Origin of the sequence: Terrabacter ginsenosidimutans (assembly GCF_039539425.1) — a bacterium.
Taxonomy (GTDB): Bacteria; Actinomycetota; Actinomycetes; order Actinomycetales; family Dermatophilaceae; genus Terrabacter; species Terrabacter ginsenosidimutans.
Genome location: NZ_BAABDC010000004.1, coordinates 235,984 through 255,747, shown reverse-complemented (window position 1 = coordinate 255,747; position 19,764 = coordinate 235,984). Strand labels below are relative to the sequence as shown.

17 protein-coding genes are annotated in these 19,764 nt (G+C 70.1%); 7 read left to right on the top strand and 10 right to left on the bottom strand.

The window, feature by feature from the left end; translation table 11 throughout:
* Positions 1-3: 3 nt before the first annotated feature.
* Positions 4-924, top strand: a complete 921-nt coding sequence (locus ABD831_RS13960) for a cyanophycinase (RefSeq protein ID WP_344947574.1) — start codon at positions 4-6, stop codon at positions 922-924.
* A 91-nt stretch (positions 925-1,015) separates the two neighbouring features.
* Positions 1,016-3,907, top strand: a complete 2,892-nt coding sequence (gene cphA, locus ABD831_RS13955; RefSeq protein WP_344947571.1) for a cyanophycin synthetase — start codon at positions 1,016-1,018, stop codon at positions 3,905-3,907.
* A 405-nt stretch (positions 3,908-4,312) separates the two neighbouring features.
* On the opposite strand, the gene ABD831_RS13950 is transcribed toward cphA, so the two are convergent.
* The 3 genes from ABD831_RS13950 to fabG form a co-directional block, all read right to left on the bottom strand.
* Entirely contained in the window at positions 4,313-6,646 is a 2,334-nt protein-coding gene (locus tag ABD831_RS13950; RefSeq protein WP_344947568.1) for a tetratricopeptide repeat protein, read from the bottom strand.
* A gap of 39 nt (positions 6,647-6,685) precedes the next feature.
* Positions 6,686-7,447 (bottom strand): enoyl-ACP reductase FabI, encoded by a 762-nt coding sequence (fabI, locus tag ABD831_RS13945; protein ID WP_344947565.1) that lies wholly within the window; start codon positions 7,445-7,447, stop codon positions 6,686-6,688.
* A gap of 81 nt (positions 7,448-7,528) precedes the next feature.
* Positions 7,529-8,263: a beta-ketoacyl-ACP reductase gene (gene fabG / locus ABD831_RS13940; RefSeq protein WP_344947563.1), complete on the bottom strand. Its 735-nt coding sequence runs from the start codon at positions 8,261-8,263 to the stop codon at positions 7,529-7,531.
* A gap of 104 nt (positions 8,264-8,367) precedes the next feature.
* Here fabG and ABD831_RS13935 point away from each other — a divergent pair, with 104 nt between their 5' ends.
* Complete coding sequence (locus ABD831_RS13935; RefSeq protein ID WP_344947560.1) at positions 8,368-8,658, top strand: DUF3099 domain-containing protein; 291 nt, start codon at positions 8,368-8,370, stop codon at positions 8,656-8,658.
* Complete coding sequence (locus ABD831_RS13930; protein ID WP_344947558.1) at positions 8,655-8,903, top strand: hypothetical protein; 249 nt, start codon at positions 8,655-8,657, stop codon at positions 8,901-8,903. The genes ABD831_RS13935 and ABD831_RS13930 overlap by 4 nt, the downstream gene beginning before the upstream one ends.
* Positions 8,904-8,933: 30 nt before the next feature.
* Here the strand turns inward: ABD831_RS13930 and ABD831_RS13925 are convergent, their stop codons facing one another.
* Positions 8,934-10,406, bottom strand: a complete 1,473-nt coding sequence (locus ABD831_RS13925; protein WP_344947555.1) for a carboxylesterase/lipase family protein — start codon at positions 10,404-10,406, stop codon at positions 8,934-8,936.
* Between the two features lie 69 nt (positions 10,407-10,475).
* The gene (gene moaA / locus ABD831_RS13920) at positions 10,476-11,498 is read right to left on the bottom strand and encodes a GTP 3',8-cyclase MoaA (RefSeq protein WP_344947552.1); all 1,023 of its coding nucleotides are present in this window, start codon (positions 11,496-11,498) and stop codon (positions 10,476-10,478) included.
* A gap of 349 nt (positions 11,499-11,847) precedes the next feature.
* On the opposite strand from moaA, the gene ABD831_RS13915 reads away from it, so the two are divergent.
* The gene (locus ABD831_RS13915) at positions 11,848-12,738 is read left to right on the top strand and encodes a sensor histidine kinase (protein WP_344947549.1); all 891 of its coding nucleotides are present in this window, start codon (positions 11,848-11,850) and stop codon (positions 12,736-12,738) included.
* Positions 12,739-12,939: 201 nt separating this feature from the next.
* Here ABD831_RS13915 and ABD831_RS13910 read toward each other — a convergent pair whose 3' ends face one another.
* The gene (locus ABD831_RS13910) at positions 12,940-13,206 is read right to left on the bottom strand and encodes a hypothetical protein (RefSeq protein WP_344947546.1); all 267 of its coding nucleotides are present in this window, start codon (positions 13,204-13,206) and stop codon (positions 12,940-12,942) included.
* A 281-nt stretch (positions 13,207-13,487) separates the two neighbouring features.
* Between ABD831_RS13910 and ABD831_RS13905 the strand changes: the two genes are divergently transcribed.
* Positions 13,488-13,679 (top strand): hypothetical protein, encoded by a 192-nt coding sequence (locus ABD831_RS13905; RefSeq protein ID WP_344947543.1) that lies wholly within the window; start codon positions 13,488-13,490, stop codon positions 13,677-13,679.
* A 348-nt stretch (positions 13,680-14,027) separates the two neighbouring features.
* Here ABD831_RS13905 and ABD831_RS13900 read toward each other — a convergent pair whose 3' ends face one another.
* Together ABD831_RS13900 and ABD831_RS13895 are read right to left on the bottom strand one after the other, a co-directional pair.
* On the bottom strand, positions 14,028-14,213 hold the full coding sequence (locus ABD831_RS13900) for a hypothetical protein (protein ID WP_344947541.1): 186 nt from the start codon (positions 14,211-14,213) through the stop codon (positions 14,028-14,030).
* Between the two features lie 258 nt (positions 14,214-14,471).
* Positions 14,472-14,741, bottom strand: a complete 270-nt coding sequence (locus ABD831_RS13895) for an SMI1/KNR4 family protein (RefSeq protein ID WP_486389327.1) — start codon at positions 14,739-14,741, stop codon at positions 14,472-14,474.
* 267 nt (positions 14,742-15,008) lie between these two features.
* Between ABD831_RS13895 and ABD831_RS13890 the strand changes: the two genes are divergently transcribed.
* Positions 15,009-15,848: a hypothetical protein gene (locus ABD831_RS13890; RefSeq protein WP_344947535.1), complete on the top strand. Its 840-nt coding sequence runs from the start codon at positions 15,009-15,011 to the stop codon at positions 15,846-15,848.
* 194 nt (positions 15,849-16,042) lie between these two features.
* Here ABD831_RS13890 and ABD831_RS13885 read toward each other — a convergent pair whose 3' ends face one another.
* Both ABD831_RS13885 and ABD831_RS13880 read right to left on the bottom strand, forming a co-directional pair.
* Entirely contained in the window at positions 16,043-16,366 is a 324-nt protein-coding gene (locus ABD831_RS13885) for a hypothetical protein (protein ID WP_344947532.1), read from the bottom strand.
* Positions 16,367-16,944: 578 nt separating this feature from the next.
* The gene (locus tag ABD831_RS13880; protein ID WP_344947529.1) at positions 16,945-19,620 is read right to left on the bottom strand and encodes an MGH1-like glycoside hydrolase domain-containing protein; all 2,676 of its coding nucleotides are present in this window, start codon (positions 19,618-19,620) and stop codon (positions 16,945-16,947) included.
* Positions 19,621-19,764 lie beyond the last annotated feature (144 nt).

The window sequence follows — 19,764 nt, the reverse complement described above, 5'->3', positions numbered from 1 at the left end:
GCGATGCAGTCCGTCGCTCCATCGTCCGCACCCCAGAACCGAAGCGGCGTCCGCCGCACGTTGCTCATCATCGGTGGTGCAGAGGACCGGATCGGGCGGTCGGTGGTGCTCAAGCGCTTCATCAAGCTCGCGGGTGGGCGGCGGTCGCACCTCGTCGTCATCCCGACCGCGTCGTCCTACGCCGGAGAGGTCTCCGAGGCCTACCGCGACGTCTTCACCCGGCTGCGTGGGGGTGACGTGTCGGTCGTGCACCCCGAGACGCGCCGCGACTCGAACGACCCGGTCATGGTCGAGGCGCTCGACAGCGCGACCGGCGTCTTCCTCACCGGCGGCAGCCAGGTGAAGCTCGCCCAGAACATCGTCGGTACCCCCGTGGGTGACGCCATCGTCCGCGCCTACGAGCGCGGTGCCGTCATCGCCGGCACGTCGGCCGGCGCCTCGATCATGAGCCGGTTCATGATCTCGCTCGGAGAGGAAGGGCTCACCCCCAGGCAGCGCGCGAGCCAGATCTCCGCCGGCCTGGGCCTCGTCGAGGACGTCATCATCGACCAGCACTTCGACCAGCGTGGACGCTACGGCCGGCTCATGTCGATGGTCGCCGCGTCCCCCAACCTCCTCGGCATGGGCATCGACGAGAACACCGCCGCCGAGATCCGCGACGGCAAGGTCCTGTCAGTCATCGGGGCCGGGTCGATCTTCCTCGTCAACGCCCGCAACGCGATCACCGACGCACCCGACGCACGCCGGGGGGCCCCGCTGCTCGTCTCGGGCGCGGTCGTGCACTCGCTGCCCACGGGCAGTACCTTCGACCTGGACCACGTCGAGCTGACCGCCTTCGTCGAACGACACCCGGACATCGAGGGCGCCGTCGTCCCGGCCAAGGTCCGTGCGGCGCGCTCGTCGACGAGCAGCGCCGCTCACTGAGTCCCGCCCGCCCCACCCGCAACACACTGCACCAGCGGTCGCTGCGGCGTGCCGCACGGCACGTCCAGCACGACCCCGTAGGAGGAGACCCATGGCCGTCGAGGTACCCACCCCCACAGGACCGGCCCGACCGGACCTGAAGATCCTCGAGACCCGGATCTATCGCGGCCCGAACGTCTGGTCCTACCAGCAGGCGATCCACCTCGTCGTCGACCTCGGCAGCCTCGAGGAGTACCCCACCGTCTCGCTGCCCGACTTCACCGACCAGCTCATCGAGCTCGTCCCCGGGCTGGAGCGGCACACCTGCTCGCTCGGCCGCCGGGGCGGATTCATCGAGCGCCTGCGCGAGGGGACCTGGCTCGGCCACGTCGCCGAGCACGTCGCCCTGCAGCTGCAGACGCTGGCCGGCCACGACTCGCGGCGCGGCAAGACGCGAGCCGTTCGAGGCAGGCCGGGGCACTACAACGTCGTCTACAGCTACACGGACGAGACGGTGGGTGTCGCGGCGGGCAAGCTCGCGGTGCGCCTCATCAACCACCTCGTCGACGCCGAGGACGGGTTCGACTTCGAGACGGAGTTCAACGCCTTCCTGCGTCAGGCGGAGCGCGTGGCCTTCGGGCCGTCGACCGCCGCCATCCTCGAGGAGGCCGCCTCCCGCGACATCCCCTACATCCGCCTCAACGCGGCCTCCCTGGTCCAGCTCGGCCAGGGCGTCCACGCGCAGCGCATCCGCGCCACGATGACCTCCAAGACCGGCGCCCTCGCCGTCGACATCGCCAGCGACAAGGACCTCACGACGAAGCTGCTCGGCTCGGCCGGGCTGCCGGTGCCCAAGCAGGAGTCCGCCCGCACCGAGCGCGGCACGATCGAGGCGGCCCGCCGGATCGGGTTCCCCGTCGTCGTCAAGCCCCTCGACGGCAACCACGGTCGCGGCGTCTGCCTCAACCTCCAGAGCGACGAGGAGGTCGCCAAGGCCTTCGGCATCGCCAAGGCCGAGTCGCGTCGCGGCACGATCATCGTCGAGTCCTTCGTCACCGGCCGGGACTACCGCTGCCTCATCGTCGGTGGCCGCATGCAGGCGATCGCCGAACGCGTGCCGGCGCACGTCGTCGGCGACGGGACGCACACCGTGGCTGAGCTCGTCGACATCACGAACGCCGACCCCCGCCGCGGCGTCGGACACGAGAAGGTGCTGACCAAGATCAAGGTCGACGCCAACGCGCTCGAGATCCTCGCCGGACAGGGGCACACGCTCGAGTCGGTGCCACCAGAGGGCGAGATGGTCAAGCTGGCCCTGACCGGCAACATGTCGACCGGTGGCATCTCCATCGACCGCACCTTCGACGCGCACCCCGACAACGTCGAGATCGCCGAGGAGGCTGCTCGCATCGTCGGGCTCGACGTCGCGGGCATCGACTTCATCTGCCCCGACATCACCTACCCGGTCCGCGAGACGGGCGGCGCGATCTGCGAGGTCAACGCCGCCCCCGGCTTCCGCATGCACACGCACCCGACGGTGGGTGAGCCGCAGTTCATCGCCAAGCCCGTCGTCGACCTGCTGTTCCCGCCCGGCGCCCAGTCGCGCGTGCCGATCGTCGCCGTCACCGGGACCAACGGCAAGACGACGACGTCGCGGATGATCGCCCACATCTTCAAGGGCCTGGGACGCAAGGTCGGCATGACCTCGACCGACGGGGTCGTCATCGACGAGCGTCTCGTCATCAAGGCCGATGCCTCCGGTCCCCGCTCGGCCCGCATGGTCCTGCAGAACCCTCGCGTCGACTTCGCCGTCATGGAGGTCGCACGCGGAGGCATCCTCCGCGAGGGACTCGGCTACGACCGCAACGACATCGCCGTCGTCACCAACGTCGCCCCGGACCACTTGGGGCTCAAGGGAATCGACACCCTCCGCCAGCTCGCCGACGTCAAGGCTGTGATCGTCGAGGCCGTGCCTCGTGACGGCTTCGCGGTGCTCAACGCCGACGACGTCAACGTGCGCAACATGCGCCGGCGCTGCTCCGGCGGCATCGTGTGGTTCTCCATGGCCGAGCCGGGCAGCGAGGTCCGCGAGTTCGTCGACGACTACTGCCGTCGCGGTGGTCGTGCGGTGGTGCTCGAACCGAGCGACCGCGGAGAGATGATCGTCATCAAGCACGGCCGTCGGAGCATGCAGCTCGCCTGGACCCACCTGCTGCCCTCGACGTTCGGGGGCGCCGCGCGCTTCAACGTGGCCAACGCCCTGGCCGCTGCGGGTGCCGCCTTCGCCGCGGGCGCCCCCCTGCACGACATCCGCCAGGGACTGCGCACGTTCGCGACGACCTACTACCTCTCTCCCGGACGCCTCAACCTCGTCCAGGTGGGCAACGCCGACGTCTTCGTCGACTACTGCCACAACGCGGCCGGCATGAAGGAGCTCGGCGCCTTCGTCGACCGCTACGCGGCTCAGAAGGAAGGCCAGTCCGACCTCGGCCGCACGTCACGCATCGGCATGATCGGGGCCGCGGGCGACCGACGCGACGACGACATGCGCGAGCTCGGTGCCGTGGCCGCGCAGCACTTCGACGTGATCGTCGTGCGCGAGGACGAGCGTCTTCGCGGGCGCAAGCCCGGCGAGACCGCCGCCCTCGTGGCCGAGGGTGCCCAGGCGGCGATGAAGGACGGCGCCCGCTGTCGTCAGGTCGAGGTCGTCCTCGACGAGCTCGAGGCCGCGCGCCACGTGCTCGCGCGGACCAACCCGGGAGACCTCGTGGTCATGTGCGTGGACCAGCACGCGCTGGTGGTCGCGGAGCTCGAGGAGCGCACCAAGCACGCCCAGGCCGGCGCCCGCATCGGCACGCCGGCAGCGGCCACGAGCGACCCGGACCTCGATCCCAGCACGCTCACCGAGACGGCCGAGGCCGAGGGCGAGGAGGCCGAGGGCGAGGCGCTCGGCTCCGTGCCCTCGGACGCGCAGCCCGACACGGCCGACGACACCGCCGTCTGAGACCTGCCGCCACAAGGTGAGGTGGCTGGAGCTGCGCCGAGGCGTCGCCCCAGCCACCCCCGTGCGCCGGCTCAGCCCGGTCGCAGCTAGCGCGCCACGGCCCCCAAACCGTCACGGACGGCATACGCCACCCCACCGGCAGCGCGCCACGGCCCCCAAACCGTCACGGACGGCATACGCCACCCCACCGGCAGCGCGCCACGGCCCCCAAACCGTCACGGACGGCATACGCCAACCCACCGGCAGCGCGCCACGGCCCCCAAACCGTCACGGACGGCATACGCCACCCCACCGGAAGCGCGCCACGGCCCCCAAACCGTCACGGGACGGCATACGCCACCCCACCGGAAGCGCGCCACGGCCCCCAAACCGTCGCCACCTACTCGGCCCGGGCGAGACCGGGCGTCAGTCGCCGGCGGGGGCGAGCTCGTCCGCGTAGGCACGCAGGGCGCGACGGTAGGCCTGCGTGTCGACGTCGGTCGTCGCCTCGAGCGTCGCCCGGATGAGGTCTGCCACGGCCTGACGCTCCTGGCCGAGGTCTGCCTGCACCAGTGCGCGCAGCATGAGGGCCGCGGTGTTGTGCGGTCGGGCCTCGAGCACGTCGGCGACCAGATCCTGCGCCTCGGCGGTGCGTCCCACGACGCGCAGGCTCGACGCGAGCTGGAGCTGCGCCCGGTGCCGGTGCGGCTCGCGCAGCCCACCTGCGAGCGCCTCCTCGTAGAGGCCGATGGCGCCCTGCTCGTCGCCCATCGCGTCCTTGACCCCGGCCAGCTCGAAGACGAGCCGAGGGTCTCCGGGGTGGCCGTCGACGAGCTCCTGCGCGGAGGCGAGCCGGGTCTGCTCGTCGCTGGTCTCCCAGAGCGCCGCGATCTCGGCCTCGAGCTCGTGCTCACCGCGGGCAGCGACGACCTTGCGGCGGATCGACCGCGCGTCGTCGACCTTGCCGCCGTGCGCCCGGATCCAGCCGTCGACCTCGGCACGCTCCGCGTGGCACATCAGGGCGATGACGTCTCCGTGGAGCGCGTGGGGCACGAGCGCCTCCAGGGCGGCGAGCTCGGTGTCGTGGCCGGGCACGTCGAGGACACCGACCTTGGCGAGTCCCTCCCGGAAGAGACCCAGCAGGTCCTCCGGCTCGCGACCACGGAGATAGTGGCGCGCGATCTTGAGGGCGACCTCCTCGGCACCCCGACCGGCGATCTCACCCATCGCGATGATGGCGTCGTCGGCGCGGTCGCCCGCGCAGCCCAGCCCGAGACGCACGGCGCCGCCGGGTGCGGCGAGCCCCCGCGCGACCTCGAGCAACGCCTCGAGCCCAGCCTCGTTGTGGGCCATGTCCATGATGATGGTGGCCTTGCCCCCGCTCGGCAGCGGCAACGAGTACGTGTTGAGGCGGCCCCAGTTGTGCTCCGGGTCCGGGGCGAAGGAGCGCAGGCCCTCGATGACGGCCGAGCGTGGGACCCCGAGGCCGAGGGCGGCAGCCGCGCCCGCGAGGGCGTTGGCGATGTTGTTGCGGGAGAGGCCGCTCAGGGTCATCGGGACGTCGACGATCTTGACGAGTCGGTCCGGGTCCCCGTTGGGCGAGAGGACGACGATCTCGCCGTCGAGGACGGTGATGCCGCGACCGCCGGAGTTGATCGACTCCCACAGGGCGGGTGAGGCAGGGTCGAGGCTGAAGGCCCAGGGCTTGGCCTTGATGCCGAAGCGCATGGCCCACACACGCGGGTCGTCACCGTTGAGCACGACCCAGCCCTGGGGCTTGGTGACCGTCGTGACGATGGCCTTGACCTCGGCGAGCTGGTCGAGGGTGTCGATGCCCTGCAGCCCGAGGTGGTCGGCACTGACGTTGGTGACGACGCTGACGTCGTTGGCCGTGACCCCCATGCCCTTGAGGAGCATGCCGCCGCGGGCGGTCTCGAGGATGCCGATGTCGAGCCCTGGAGTCTCGAGGACCCCACGTGCGCCCGCCGGTCCGGAGAAGTCGCCCTCCTCCTTGGTCTCGCCCATGACGACGACGCCGTCCGTCGAGCTCCACGCCGTGGTGAGTCCCGCACTCATGCACATGTGCGCCATGAGCCGGGTCGTCGTCGTCTTGCCGTTGGTGCCGGTGACGGACGCCACCGGCACCGTTGGGGTGATGACGCTGGGCCCGGGTCCGTCGGGTGCGGCGAGGATGACGGCCGCCGCTTCCTCGATGACCTCGTCGGCGCGGCGGGATCGGTCGAGCAGCCCGGCCATGACGGCGCCGACCTGCTCACCGGCGACACGGCCACGGGTGCGGTGCACCCAGGGGAAGGCGAGCACGACGTCGTCGACGGTCTGGCCGGCCCGCACTCGGACGCCGAGGCGTCCGGCGCCGATCTCGGTGCCGACCCGGCGGGTCAGCGTCCGGATGACCCGCATGACGAACCGTTGACGCAGGGCTGTGCCGCGCTTGCCGGGGCGGGCCGAGCGCATGCCGAGACGGCGGGCCAGTGCCTCTGCGTCGGTGCGCTTGAGCGCGAGGTAGCCCGGCACGTGCAGGATGACCTTGATCGTCGGGCGGGCGAAGTAGAGGTTCGGCCCGTCCAGGACCCGAACCTCCTCGACCCGCACGGGCTCGACCCGCACGGGCTCGACCCGCACCGTGTCGGCCGGCACGTGCTCGGTCAGCTCGCGCTCGACGGGGACCTCGTCGACGGGGACCACCGCCTCGGGATCGGTCGTCGTCAGGGGGCTGGACTCGGTCCCGGCGTGAGGCATGGGCAGGACTCTAGCGAGAGCGGGGAAGCGCTTGCGACGTCACTGCCCCATGGCGTGCACGCCGCCGTCGACGTGGATGATCTCGCCCGTCGTGGCGGGGAACCAGTCGGACAGCAGCGCCGCGCAGGCCTTGGCTGCGGGCACCGGGTCGTTGACGTCCCAGCCGAGCGGTGCGCGGTCGTCCCAGACCTTCTCGAACTGCTCGAAGCCCGGGATCGACTTGGCGGCCGTCGTGCGGATCGGTCCGGCGGCGACAAGGTTGCAGCGCACGTCCTTGGGGCCCAGGTCACGGGCGAGGTAGCGGTTCGTGGACTCGAAGGCCGCCTTGGCGACGCCCATCCAGTCGTAGACCGGCCACGCGAACTTCGCGTCGAACGTCAGGCCCACCACGCTGCCGCCCTCGGACATCAGCGGCAGGGCAGCGACGGCGAGCGACTTGAGGCTGTAGGCGGAGATGTGCACGGCCGTCGAGACGTCCTCCCACGTGCCCTCGAGGAAGTTGAACGCGCCCTGCGGCGCGAAGCCGATCGAGTGCAGCACGCCGTCGAGTCCGTCGACGTGCTCGCGCAGCCGCTCGGCGAGGGTGTCGAGGTGCTCCTGGTCGGCGACGTCGAGCTCGATGACGACTGGCGTCTCCGGCAGCCGCTTCGAGATGGTCTGGGTGATCTTCATCGTCCGCCCGAAGGAGGTGAGGACGACCGTGGCACCCTCCTGCTGGGCGATCTTCGCCACGTGGAACGCGATCGAGCTGTCCATGAGGACACCGGTGATGAGGAGCTTCTTGCCTTCGAGGATTCCCATGCCTGCGACTTTCTCGTGTGGGTGGGCACGCTTGTTGCACAACGGGGCTGACGGCATACGAACGTATGCCGTCAGGTGGGCTCAGTGCCCCATGCCGAGCCCGCCGTCGACCGGTATCACCGCACCGGTGATGTAGGCGGCGGCGTCGCTCGCGACGAAACGCACGACCGAGGCGACCTCCTCGGGCGTCGCGAAACGGCCCGCGGGGATGTTGGCGAGGTAGGCCTTCTTCTGCTCGTCCGGCAGGACGGCCGTCATCTCGGTGTCGATGAAGCCGGGGGCGACGACGTTGGCGGTGATGCCGCGGCCGCCGAGCTCGCGCGAGATGGATCGGGCGAGGCCGACGAGGCCGGACTTCGACGCGGCGTAGTTGGTCTGACCGGGCGAGCCGTAGAGCCCGACGACGCTGCTGATGAACACGATGCGGCCGCGACGCTTGCGGATCATGCCGGTGGCGGCGCGGCGGGCGCAGCGAAAGGCACCGGCGAGGTTGGTGTCGATGACGGAGTCGAACTCGTCGTCGCTCATCCGCATGAGGAGGGTGTCGCGGGTGATGCCGGCGTTGGCGACGAGCACCTCGACGGGGCCGCCGAAGATCTCCTCGGCCGCGGTGAAGGCGGCATCGACGGAGGCGGAGTCGGTGACCTCGCACGTGACGCCCTGCAGGCCCTCCGGCGGCATGCCGGAGCGATGGGTGATGACGACGTTGTCGCCCGCGTCGGCGAAGGCCCTGGCGATCGCCAGGCCGATGCCGCGGTTGCCTCCGGTCACGAGCACGTTGCGCGCCTCGGTCGTTGACACAGTGCGTTCCTCCATCCGTCCGGCCGTTGCCGGGTCGCTGCCTTGCCCCGAAACCTAACGGACTACCGAAGGGTAGACAGCCCGGTGCCGCGCGCGTGGGACGGGCTTATGGTTGAAGGGTGTCACGAGCCAAGAACGAACCGGTCGTCTACTCCGTCACCTCGGCGTCGACGTCCACGACGGACGACCAGGACCAGCGCGTCCGGCGTTACCTCACGATGATGGGCATCCGCATCGCGTGCTTCGGCCTCGTCTTCGTCACGTCGGGTTGGGTGCGGTGGACCGCCGTCATCGCCGCGGTCTTCATCCCGTACTTCGCCGTCGTGCTGGCGAATGCCGTGAGCCCCCGCCAGCCCGGGAGCATCCAGTCGGTCGTGCCCCGGGACGACACGCAGCGTCTCGAGCAGTGAGCGGCCCGCTCTCCCCGGCCGGTGTGAGCGGGACCGACGTCGAGCACGTCTGCAGCGCCAAGGGCTGCCGAAGGACCGCAGCGCACGCGGTCATCTGGAACAACCCCAAGCTGCACACGGCCGACCGGCGCAAGGTCTGGCTCGCCTGCGACGAGCACGAGAAGTCGCTGGCCGACTTCGTGGCACTGCGCGGCTTCCTCATCGAGGTCGTCCCGGTCGAGCAGCTCACCGACGCCGACGGCTGACTGAGCCGCGAGAACGCGAGAGCCTGAGCGTCAGCCCCAGAGCGCGAGCTCGTCGGCACGCGGTGCCTCGACGACGGACGACGCGACACCGAACGTCATGACCGCCGGCCGCTCGGGCGTCCACCGGGGCCATCCGGCGTCTCCCCAGCGGCCGAAGCCCACCCACGCCCGGTGCATCTGCTCGGCCAGGGGCTGGGGGGCCGCCTCGCCCACCATGGGCACCGCACGGCCGAGCGTGTCGAACACGAAGGCCAGCTCCAGCGCGTGGCAGGCGCCCAGCCCCGCCACGGGTGTCTCCCAGTCGAACTCGTAGACCTGGACCGTGCCGCCTGCAGCGTGGTGTGCTGCGGCCAGACGGGCAGTTGGGGCGCGGAAGGCTGCGTCGGTGAGGATCGCGCAGGCGAGGTCGCCGGGCGATGCCGCCGGTCGGTTCGCGGCATACGTGTCGAGCACGTGCTGGGGCCAGCCGTATCGGCGGGCCAGCAGCGGAAGGACCTCTGCCGTGACGCCGGCGGCGACGCCGGTGGGCACGAGGAAGAGGCGGAACTCATCGCGCGTCGTCCCGATCAGCAGCGGGACGCCGGCCGAGGCCCCCTGACCGATGACCTCCTCGGGCACGCCGGGCACGACGTCGCCGTCGATGACAGGGAAGAAGCTCATGATCCCGAGCCCTCCAGCCAGCACGGACGAGCCCCAGCGACCCGGGTCCGGGTCCGCCTGGATGGCCAGAGCCACGGCCGTCTGTGCGGCCACGACGGCCTCAGGGTCGAGCGCAGCGAACGCCTCCGCGGTCGCAGGCACCCCGAGGTGGGCGGCGACCTCGGCGCCGACCCGGCGGGCGTCGTCGAGCGTGCAGACCGCAGTGCCGCCGCCGCTCTGGACGGCGGCCCGGTGGAAGAGGCCGCTCGCGGCCGGCGACGCCATGAGCGTCGCGACGCTCATCCCACCCGCGGACTCGCCGAACACGGTCACGTCGTCGGGGTTGCCGCCGAAGGCGGTGACGTTGTCACGCACCCACTCGAGCGCCGCGATCTGGTCGCGCAGCCCGAGGTTGGTCGGGGCCCCCTCGAGCACCGCGAAGCCCGGCACGCCGAGGCGGTAGTTGACGCCCACCATCACGACGCCGTCGCGTGCGAAGGCGACGCCGTCGTAGGTCGGGACCGAGTTGGCGCCGCGCACGAAGGCGCCGCCGTGGATCCACACCATGACCGGGAGCGCCTCCGCGCCTTCCGGTGCCCACACGCTGACGTTGAGGTACTCGTCACCGGGAGCAACCGAGCTCGGCAGCACGGTGTCCATCGGCGAGGGGTAGGCCGACTGCGCCGCGGTCGGGCCGTGCTCGGTCGCGGCCCGCACCCCTTCCCAGGGGATGACGGGCTGTGGGGCTCGGTAGCGGTCCGCCTCCACGGCCGGCGCGGCATACGGGATGCCGAGGAAGGCGTTCACGCCGCCGCGGGCGACGCCACGGACAAGGCCACCAGAGACACGCACCACGGGGTCCATGGGCTCATCAAACCAGCCGTGCCCCGCGACCAGGCACCCAGCCCGTCTAGCGGGGTGTCCCTCCTCTGCTCAGCCGCCGATGGCGGACATGGGACGCGCGGGCTGGACGAAGTCCGGGTCACCGATGCCGTGCCCGCGGCGCTTGCGCCACATCTCGCCCCGCATGAGACCGAGCAGCTCGTCGTCGGTCGCTCCCTCACGCAGCGGTCCGCGCAGGTCGGTCTCGGTCGTCGAGAAGAGGCAGTTGCGCACCTGGCCGTCGGCGGTGAGCCTCGTGCGGTCGCAGGCGGCGCAGAACGGCGCGCTGACGCTGGCGATGATGCCGACGGTCTCCGGCCCGCCGTCGACGAGGAAGCGCTCGGCAGGGGCGCTCCCCCGGTCGGCCGCCGGCAGCGGGGTGAGGTCCCAGCGCTGCGAGAGGCGCTCGCGGATCTCGTCGGCGGAGATCATCTGGGCGCGATCCCAGGCGTGCTGCGCGTCGAGCGGCATCTGCTCGATGAAGCGCAGCTCGTAGCCACGCTCGAGGCACCAGGCGAGCACGTCGGCCACCGAGTCGTCGTTGATGCCGCGCATGGCGACAGCGTTGACCTTGACCGGGGTGAGGCCGGCGTCCGAGGCGGCCTTGAGGCCTGCCTCGACGTCGGCGAGGCGGTCGCGGCGGGTGAGCTGCGTGAAGGTCTCGGAGTCGATGGTGTCGAGACTGACGTTGACGCGGTCGAGGCCGGCCTGCTTGAGCCCGACGGCAACCCGCTCGAGGCCCACGCCGTTGGTCGTCATGGCGATCTTCGGGCGCGGTTCGAGCGCGGCGATGCCGGCGACGAGCTCGACGAGCGAGCGGCGCAGCAGCGGCTCACCTCCGGTGAGGCGCACCTGGGTGATGCCGTCGCGGACGAAGAGGCCGATGATGCGCAGCATCTCCTCGTCGCTCAGCATCTCCGCCTTCGGCATCCAGGGCAGTCCCTCAGCGGGCATGCAGTAGGTGCAGCGCAGGTTGCAGCGGTCGGTGACCGACACGCGGAGGTCGCGGGCCCGGCGCCCGAACTGGTCGGCCAGCCCTGCCGGTCGAACACTCGGGTCGGGAAGGCGGGTCATGCGCCCCACTCTAGGCCGGGTATTGCTGCGACCCGGTCTGCTGGTGCTGCCGATGTTGCCCCAGACCTCTGAACTGCGGTGATGTGACGTTTGGTTTGTCGGTCAGCGTGAGGGGCCAGGCGCTTTCAGACCTCCTGCGGACCATCTGCGGACCAAGGGTTCGTCAGCCCTACGCCAAAGGCGTCCCTGTCGTGATCATCCGCAACTGCCGCGGTGGGTGCGCACCAGCCAGGGCCACCGGTGCGGCGTTCCTGCGAATGTGACTGGAGCGGATAGCGGGCAAGGAGTGCCGTCCAGTCCGGGGCTTTCGGCCCGAGACCACGCGAAGCATGGGGTGCAGAGTGGAGTCATGGATACCGAGGCACTCCCCTTGCGTCCGTCTGCCGACGAGTTGCTGCACGCCCTCGGGCACGCCGTGATCGCGACGGACACGCGCGGGACGGTCCTGTTCTGGAACGGCGCCGCCGAGCAGCTGTACGGCTGGCCCTCCGCGGAGGCCGTCGGACGTGACATCACGGAGGTGACGGTGCCGGAGCTCTCATTGCAGGCGGCGGCGGAGATCATGTCTGCTCTGCGGGAAGGCCGATCATGGTCCGGCGGATTCCCGGTGCGGAACCGGAGCGGCGAGGTGCTGCACGCGCTGGTTACCGACAGCGGCGTGTACCGCGACAGGGAACTGATCGGCATCGTCGGCGCCTCCCTCAACCTCGGCGACGCCGTCCGGCACCTGATGGAGCGCTCCAGCGACGCCGCAGTCCTGCTCGACGAGCACCATGTCGTCAACTACGCCAGCCCAGCGGTCGCGAGCCTGTTCGGCTGGGCAGTCGACGAGGTCATAGGCACACCCATCACGGACCGCATCCATCCCGAGGACTGCCAAGCCTTTGAGGAGCTGCTGGCCGCCGACCCGCCCCGGGCGGAGCGGGTGGGTGAGTTCCGGGTCCGCACCGACGGCGCCTGGTCTTGGGTGGAGGTGGCGGTGACCGACCTCTACGCCCAGCCCGGGCCGCGAGGCCAGGTCTGCAACATCCGGCGCAGCGAGCGCCTCGCCCGCCTCGAGGAGCGCGAGCGCATCCTGGAGGCGGTCCACTCCGAGGTACTCCAGGACCTGTTTGCGGCCGCGCTCGAGCTCGACCGCGCGCTGGCGCACGCGACGCCCTCGAGCGCGGCCCGCATCCATGCCGCTCGCGACGCTGTGGGGCGAGCCATGGAAACCCTCCGCGAGGTCCTCAAGCCGTAGTGTCCGGCGCTTGATCTGTCGTGGATTGCGTGACCGGCGCGACCTCCTCCGTGAGCCGAGCGCCTACCGCCGCACACGACCGACCCGGAAGCAACGCACTCATTTGCGACGTTCAGGGCGGCTACGCTCGCCCGGTCATGGCACGTTGAGGACGGGACGTCCGACCATGCCGTCGTTGGTCGGTGCCGGTCTCGGACGCGTCTACACGCTCGAGTCGGGCTTGGACCGACGGCCAACGACAAAGCCCACCAAGCCACTCAGCAGAACCAGTCCGATCAACGAGAGCAGCAGCGCCACCTGCCGCCGCCCTGTGACGAGAAGTATCCCCGGCGCTGACTGCTGGTCCAGCGGCGCGTAGGCGAACCAGCCAAACTCCGTCTCCATGTCCCCAAACCACAAGACGGCTCCGGCTGCGAGCAGCACGAGAACCAGGGAAACGAGACCAGCGATCCGCATGCGAGAGCTCACGGACGCAATCTAGTCAGAAGGCATAGACGTGTTCCGCACATGCCCCGTTGAGGACGGGACGTCCGACCATGCCGCCGGAGGAGCAGCGCCGGGTGCCGTGGATGTCGCAGTCGGGCCCTTGTCACGACGGTGCGAGCACTGTCGGGCGCCGGGCGTCGACGGAAGACCGTCGACGTGTCACATGGGGAACATCCGTCACAGCGCCTGCGCGCTCCAGGCCCCGGAGGGACGATGGGGTGGGACAGAGGAGCAGCTCACCCCGTGAAAGAAGGTGGCCCTCGATGACCACAACCACCCGACCGAACCCGGTTCTCGCACCAGCGGACGACGTCCCGGCGCCTCCGCCGTCGACCCCGGAGAAGAAGCGGCACTGGCTCGTCCCCGTCGTCGTCGGCGCCGTCGCCTTCGGCGCCGGTGTCGGCGTCGGTTCGAAGCTGTCCTGGCGGCTCTCGGCCTGGTGGAAGCCGACATGACGGCAGGAACGTCAGCGTTCTGCAGCCCTCTGTCGAAGACGTCGAAGCTCGGCTTGCTGCGACAGGCGCCGGATCTCTACCGGACGTGCACCGCACCCAGATGACCGCTGCTGCGCGCGTGTCGCGAGGTCAGTGCAGCGCCGTGTTGGCATTGGGCGGTCGATCGCCCACACCCGCTCCGGCCACCGGCCTGACGCGGCACGGCACCACACGCCAGATGAGACGGCCAACCGTCGGCCTGAGGAACTCACTCCTGTGCCGCGGTGAGGTCGTTCGCCGGACCTTGTGGTGACCCGGCCGCCCGGTCGCCGATGATGCGGGGTAGGCCTGGATCTCCCGCTCGCCGGGTCACGCCTGGCCAAGATGCGCCGCGATCGCGCTGAGGGCGTGCGTCCGCTCCGCCGGCGTCCAGGGGCGCCCGTCGAGGATGACCCACGCGACCCGCTTAGGCGTCAGGAACGCGACCGCGTCCGCGTCGTGAACGCCGCTACGCATCGACGGGACGACGCCCGTGACGGCAGACAGGCCCTGCACGTGAGCGACAGTTCCGTCAGCGCACCGTTGGAACGCTCGCAACACGAAGTCGGCCACTCCCTTGGGGTCGGCGCCGCCAAGATCGAGCTCGACGTAGGAGACCGAGCGGGAGACCTGCCCGCCCGAGCTCGATCGGCCCTCGTCCGTACTGACCCCGACTCGGCGGACCCTGGTGGCGCCGGACGCGATCGTGAACTTGTCCCAGCCCAGGGATGCCCACGGCGCCGGCTGCCCGCTGCGCGCCTCGGCGTGAAGGCATCAGTGGGACAACTCGCCCCGCATCCACGCTTCCAGATATCCGAGCACGGCCGCCGCTAACCAGGTTCGGCTATCGCTCTCGTGCTCCCAGACATAGACCGCGTTGTTGCAGCCAAGATTGACGAAGAACTGATCGCCGTTGCCGGCGTCCGCGAAGAAGGCCAGGCCGCCGAATGGCATGTAGAGGTCGGCAAACCTCTTGCTCGCGCGGAAGTAGGTTGAGGACGGGACGTCCGACCTTGCCGCGGTGAGGCCCGGACGTCCGAGTATGCCGCGGTTGGCGCGCTTGCCGTCCTAGTAGCGAGGCTTCCGGGATGGACGTAGTCGATCGGGCCTCGGATGATCTGGCAGCGATCGAGCGGGCCCCCCTGCGTGCGATTGTCGCGGCCGGTGGGCCAGCGTTGTGGGCATTGCATGACCCGGACTTCGTCTCGTGCAGCCCGGGCGGCGGTATCTGGGATCGGGAGCGATACGTCGGTGGACTGTGCGACGGCTCGGTGAGGGACGCTTGCCTGATGGCCTGCGATGATGCCTCGCGTGGACAACGTTCCTCCGATGCTTGGACCGGCGCGGCAGCGGACCGCGATCGAGTGGTTGGCGGCGTGGTGCTCCACGCGACCGGAGGTCTCGTCGCTGTCAGTAGGTTGTTCGATCGGTCGCGGGGTCGCCGACGAGCTGTCTGACATCGACGCCGCGGTCGGTGTCGGGGCTCTGCCTGGGCGCTCCGGAAGGGACGTGATCGAGGGCGTGGAGAAAGCGCTCGTCGACTCGTTCGGTGAGGTCGGTGAGGTGGTCGACGTGCTGCGGGATGCCCCGACCTCGGATGGGCTCGCGATCCGGCGCGTCTTTGTGCAATACGTGGATCGGCTACAGCTGGACCTTGCCGTGATCGCCGAGGAGGAGGTGCGCCGCGGTGATGCCGCGCCAGACTTCATCACCGTCTACCGGGCCGACAGTGCTCCTCGACCGGTGGGCACGCAGCGATCCGCGTACACGGTGTCGGCCGAGCAGGTCCATGAGTGGGTGTTTCGTGGCTGGCGCGCCCTGCTGGATGCTGACAAGTATCTGCAGCGAGGATCGTTGTGGGAGGCACATAGTCGGTTACATGAAGCGCGAGACTTCATCTGGCGGGTATGGGCTGCCGCAAGAGGCACCTCGTATCCACAACACGGGCTATCGCAAGTCCTTGACGACAGCCCCGACGACTTGCCGCCGGGAATCGAGAACACAGTGGCCGGCCTCGACGCCGCCGAACTGCGACACTCGCTCATGGCAGCAAGCACGGTTCTGACGCAATGCACCATCGCCTGCTCGCCCCGGTTGCAAACCGAACCCCCGATCGCCGCTTACGCCCGAACGGTTCTCGGACCATCCTGAGAGCATCGAAAGCCAAGGAGCACGATCACCAGCACACCTGTCAGGAACGCCATCGCCGGGTTGCGCCCCTCCTTGGTCGCGCTCAGCCGCACAGGCGCGGGCTCGACCCGGGCATCGGCAGCAGCGACCGGGGCGTCGTTCGACGCGCACGGGAATAGCTAGGTCATCGCCGCCCTCGCTGGGGCCACACCTGACTATGGGACCGGCGGGAGGAGTTGAGCCAGGGCGTCACCCATGCGGTCGCGGCCGGCACCGTTGCGCCCGATGTTCCCCACGCCGAACTGCAGGTTCGAGGACAGCGTCACCTGCACCGTGCCCGGAGCTACCTCACTGATCTGAGCGGTGACCTTCTCTCCGGCGGCGAGCACCATCCGCCCGGCGGTGAAGACGAAGATCCCGCTGGCAGCATCCGAGGAGAGGAGCTGCATCCCCGCGCGGCCCGCGGCGTCCTGGAGGGCGGTGACCGCCTCACCGATGCTCGCCCGGAAGGTCATCGACCTCGTGTTTCCTGCGCTCATCTGCCTGCTCCCTCGACCGAATCGATCCGCGGGTCCGCGGCGGGGCCCATGGCGAGGGCCTGGCCCGACTCGTCCGTCCGGCCGCGTAGGACGAGAGTAGCGAGGCGGCGATGGTGAGCGCGATGCGTCACAGGTCCGCGGTCCGGGTCAGGGACCGGGCGAGCGGCACCCAACGTCGAGCGATGCGCAACCGTACCCGTGGCCCTGAGGTGCTTCCTGCAAGTGTGGATCGACGGCGGGACCTGAGCCGGCTGGTTCGGGCACTGTGTCTGCTCGGGATCTAGGCCCGCGGGGAGTGATCCTGATCCGGTCTGGTGCGGTCGTAGTGTGAGGCGCGCCTGCGAGGGTCGGGGAGGCAGCATGTCTCAGGTCGAGAGCGAGCAGGCAGTCCGGACTCTGTGGACGGTGCTCACTGGGCACCTGCGACCAGGACGCCGTCCGTCGGAACGGCCGCCCCTTGACCCGCTGGTTTCCGGCTCCATGGCCGTTCTGCTGGGTCTTGTGCCGCTGAAGTGGCTTGGCCGGTGTGGCACCTGCTGAGGCCGCCCGCGGACCGGTCGATCCGAACGCTTGGCCGGTTACCCGTCGTGAGAGGACTGGCGTCCGAACACCTGTCGGGCTCGGCTGGGCGGGTCTAGGAGCAGGTCGACCACGAGCGCCGTCCATCCGGTCTGATGGCTGGCACCGAGTCCCGCGCCGTTGTCGCCGTGGAAGTACTCGTAGAAGAGCAGGTTGTCCTTCCACGCGGGGTCCTCCGCCAGGAGCGGTTGACCGCCGGCGACGGGGCGCCGCCCGGTCCCGTCGGGCAGCCAGATGCCGATGAGGCGATCGGCGAGGTCTGCAGCCACCTCGCGCAGCGTGTGCTCACGGCCGGAGCCGGTCGGGTGCTCGACGGTGAACTCGGAGCCGAGCAGCTCGTCGTAGAGCAGCAGCGATCGCAACACCAGGTAGTTCGTCGGCATCCACACCGGGCCGCGCCAGTTCGAGTTCCCGCCGTACATGGAGGTGGTGGACTCGGCAGGCTCGTAGTCGATGGCAGCGCCGGGGAGCCCGGGGACGACGTATGGCTCGGAGTGTCTCCGGGACAACGAGCGCAGCCCGTGCGGCGACAAGAAGGCGTCCTCGTCGAGGAGGTGGGCCAGCGTGCGGCGAGCCTGGTCCGGGGTCACCAGCGAGACCACGGCACGGTTCACGCCACCGGACTCCCGGATCGGGAAGCGCTGCCCCTGGTCGCGTTCGGAGGCATCGAGGCGGCGAGCCGCGGCCTTGCGCAGGGTGGCGAGCCGATGAATCTGGTCGAGGGGCACGCCGACGGTGGCCAGGATGCGGATGACACCCACCAGCGTCTGCACCTTGATCGGCGTGCAGTTGCCCGCGGCGTCGATGAGGCGGTCGTAGAAGAACCCGTCGTCCGCGTCGTAGAGACCGGAGGTCTCCAGTGCTTCGGAGATCATGACGAACTGCTCGAGGAACTTGACCACCATGTCGTCGTAGACAGGGTTCTCGCCCGCAAGCAGCAGAGCCAGGATCGACATGGCCAGGGAGTAGGCCGCCATCCAGGCAGTGCCGTCCGCCTGCTCGATCCGGACGCCGTCGGGGAGGTGGGACCGGTCCACCGGGCTGATGTTGTCCAGGCCCAGGAAGCCGCCGCCGAAGAGGTTGTTGCCGTCCGGGTCCTGACGGTTGAGCCACCACGTGAAGTTGAGGAGGAGTTTCTGGAAGACCCGTTCCAGGAACGCCGTGTCGGTGGACCCGTCGATGACGAACACTCGCAGGGCCGCGAGCGCGTGGACGGGCGGGTTGACGTCGTCGAAGTTCCACTCGTATGCCGGTAGTGCGCCGTTGGGGTGCTGGAACCACTCGCGTAGCAGCACGGTGAGCTGGTACTTCGCGAACGCCGGGTCGAGATGCGCCCAGGCGATCGCGTGGAAGGCAAGGTCCCATGCGGCGAACCACGGGTACTCCCACGGGTCCGGCATTGCCAGCACGTCGAAGGCGTCGAGGTGGCGCCAGCCGGCGTTGCGGATGTGCCGGTGCGACTCCGGAGGGGGCGGGCCCGCCGGGTCGCCGTCGAGCCAGCGGCTCACCCGGTAGGGATACATCTGCTTGCTCCACACCAGACCCGCGGCCGCCTGACGGAGGACTCGCATCCGCTCCTCATCGAGATCCGGACCGAGTGCTGCGTAGAACTCCTTGGCGTCGCTGCGCCGAGCCGCGATCACCCGGTCGGACGCCTGCTGGTCCCAGGGCGACGCGGCCTGCGGCCGGTGGAGGCGAAGGCGGACCTGTCCGGTCCCCCCTGCAGGAACCGTCAGCTGGTACCAGAAGGCTGCCTTCGTGCCCTGCTGGCTCGGGTTCACGGTCTCGGCACCGCCGACGACGTGGTCGTTGATCCCGTCCTTCGGGAACGCGGTGACCGCGGGAGCGCCGTACAGACGCGCCAGGTTCGTCTCGTTGTCGCAGAAGAGCGCTCGCGGCGTAGCGTGCTCGGCCGCCGGCGCGGCCTGCAGCCGGTAGCCGCTCAGCCGAGGATGCTCGACCGCGATCGAGTCCCCGTCGAGCGACAGGCGCGGCCGGTCGGTGCGCTGCGACCAGCTCCAGGTGTTTCGGAACCAGAGCGTGGGCAGGACGTGCAGGGTCGCCTCCTGCGGCCCGTGGTTCGTGGCCTCGATCGTCATGTAGAGGTCGGTGGCCGAGGCCTTGGCGTAGGTGACGTCGACGGACCAGTAGCGCCCCTCGTCGAAGACGCCGGTGTCCATGAGCTCGAACTCGAAGTCCTTGAGGCCGCGGCGCGCGTTCTCCTTGACCAGGCGCTGGTAGGGGAACTCAGCCTGCGGGTAGTGGTAGCGCCAGTGGAGCAGGGCGTGGCTGGGAAGGCCCTCCAAGTACCACCAGTACTCCTTGGCGTCCTCGCCGTGGTTGCCCTGCGGTCCGGTGAGGCCGAACATGCGCTCCTTGAGGATGGGGTCGCGCCCGTTCCACAAGGCGAGGGCGAGGCACAGCTCGTGGCGGATGTCGGAGATCCCCGCCATGCCGTCCTCGTTCCAGCGGTAGGCCCTCGACCTGGCGTGGTCGTGCGGAAATGACGACCACGCGTCACCGTCCGCGCTGTAGTCCTCGCGCACCGTGCCCCAGGCCCGCTCGGAGAGGTAGGGGCCCCACTCGTACCACGGGTTGGCGGTGAACAGGTCGTCGTCGGCCGCGCCCCTGGCCTCTGCCAGGCGACGGTGTTCGGCGGTGTGGTCGAGGGTCATGACGCTTCTCCTCCGATGCCGCGGGTGCCGTCGTCACGCGGAAAAGGTGCACGCCACAGGCCGGCAACTCGAGGCACATATTAGAAGCGCTGGAGTGCTGGGGTCCGCCGAATGTCGGTTCCCGAGGCCGCGCACCCCGATCGT

Excerpts from the sequence above, each read along its gene's own strand:
- ABD831_RS13960 (WP_344947574.1), top strand. The coding sequence starts at position 4 with ATGCAGTCCGTCGCTCCATCGTCCGCACCCCAGAACCGAAGCGGCGTC.
- cphA (WP_344947571.1), top strand. The coding sequence starts at position 1,016 with ATGGCCGTCGAGGTACCCACCCCCACAGGACCGGCCCGACCGGACCTG.
- ABD831_RS13950 (WP_344947568.1), bottom strand. The coding sequence starts at position 6,646 with ATGCCTCACGCCGGGACCGAGTCCAGCCCCCTGACGACGACCGATCCC.
- fabI (WP_344947565.1), bottom strand. The coding sequence starts at position 7,447 with ATGGGAATCCTCGAAGGCAAGAAGCTCCTCATCACCGGTGTCCTCATG.
- fabG (WP_344947563.1), bottom strand. The coding sequence starts at position 8,263 with ATGGAGGAACGCACTGTGTCAACGACCGAGGCGCGCAACGTGCTCGTG.
- ABD831_RS13925 (WP_344947555.1), bottom strand. The coding sequence starts at position 10,406 with ATGGACCCCGTGGTGCGTGTCTCTGGTGGCCTTGTCCGTGGCGTCGCC.
- moaA (WP_344947552.1), bottom strand. The coding sequence starts at position 11,498 with ATGACCCGCCTTCCCGACCCGAGTGTTCGACCGGCAGGGCTGGCCGAC.
- ABD831_RS13915 (WP_344947549.1), top strand. The coding sequence starts at position 11,848 with ATGGATACCGAGGCACTCCCCTTGCGTCCGTCTGCCGACGAGTTGCTG.
- ABD831_RS13905 (WP_344947543.1), top strand. The coding sequence starts at position 13,488 with ATGACCACAACCACCCGACCGAACCCGGTTCTCGCACCAGCGGACGAC.
- ABD831_RS13885 (WP_344947532.1), bottom strand. The coding sequence starts at position 16,366 with ATGAGCGCAGGAAACACGAGGTCGATGACCTTCCGGGCGAGCATCGGT.
- ABD831_RS13880 (WP_344947529.1), bottom strand. The coding sequence starts at position 19,620 with ATGACCCTCGACCACACCGCCGAACACCGTCGCCTGGCAGAGGCCAGG.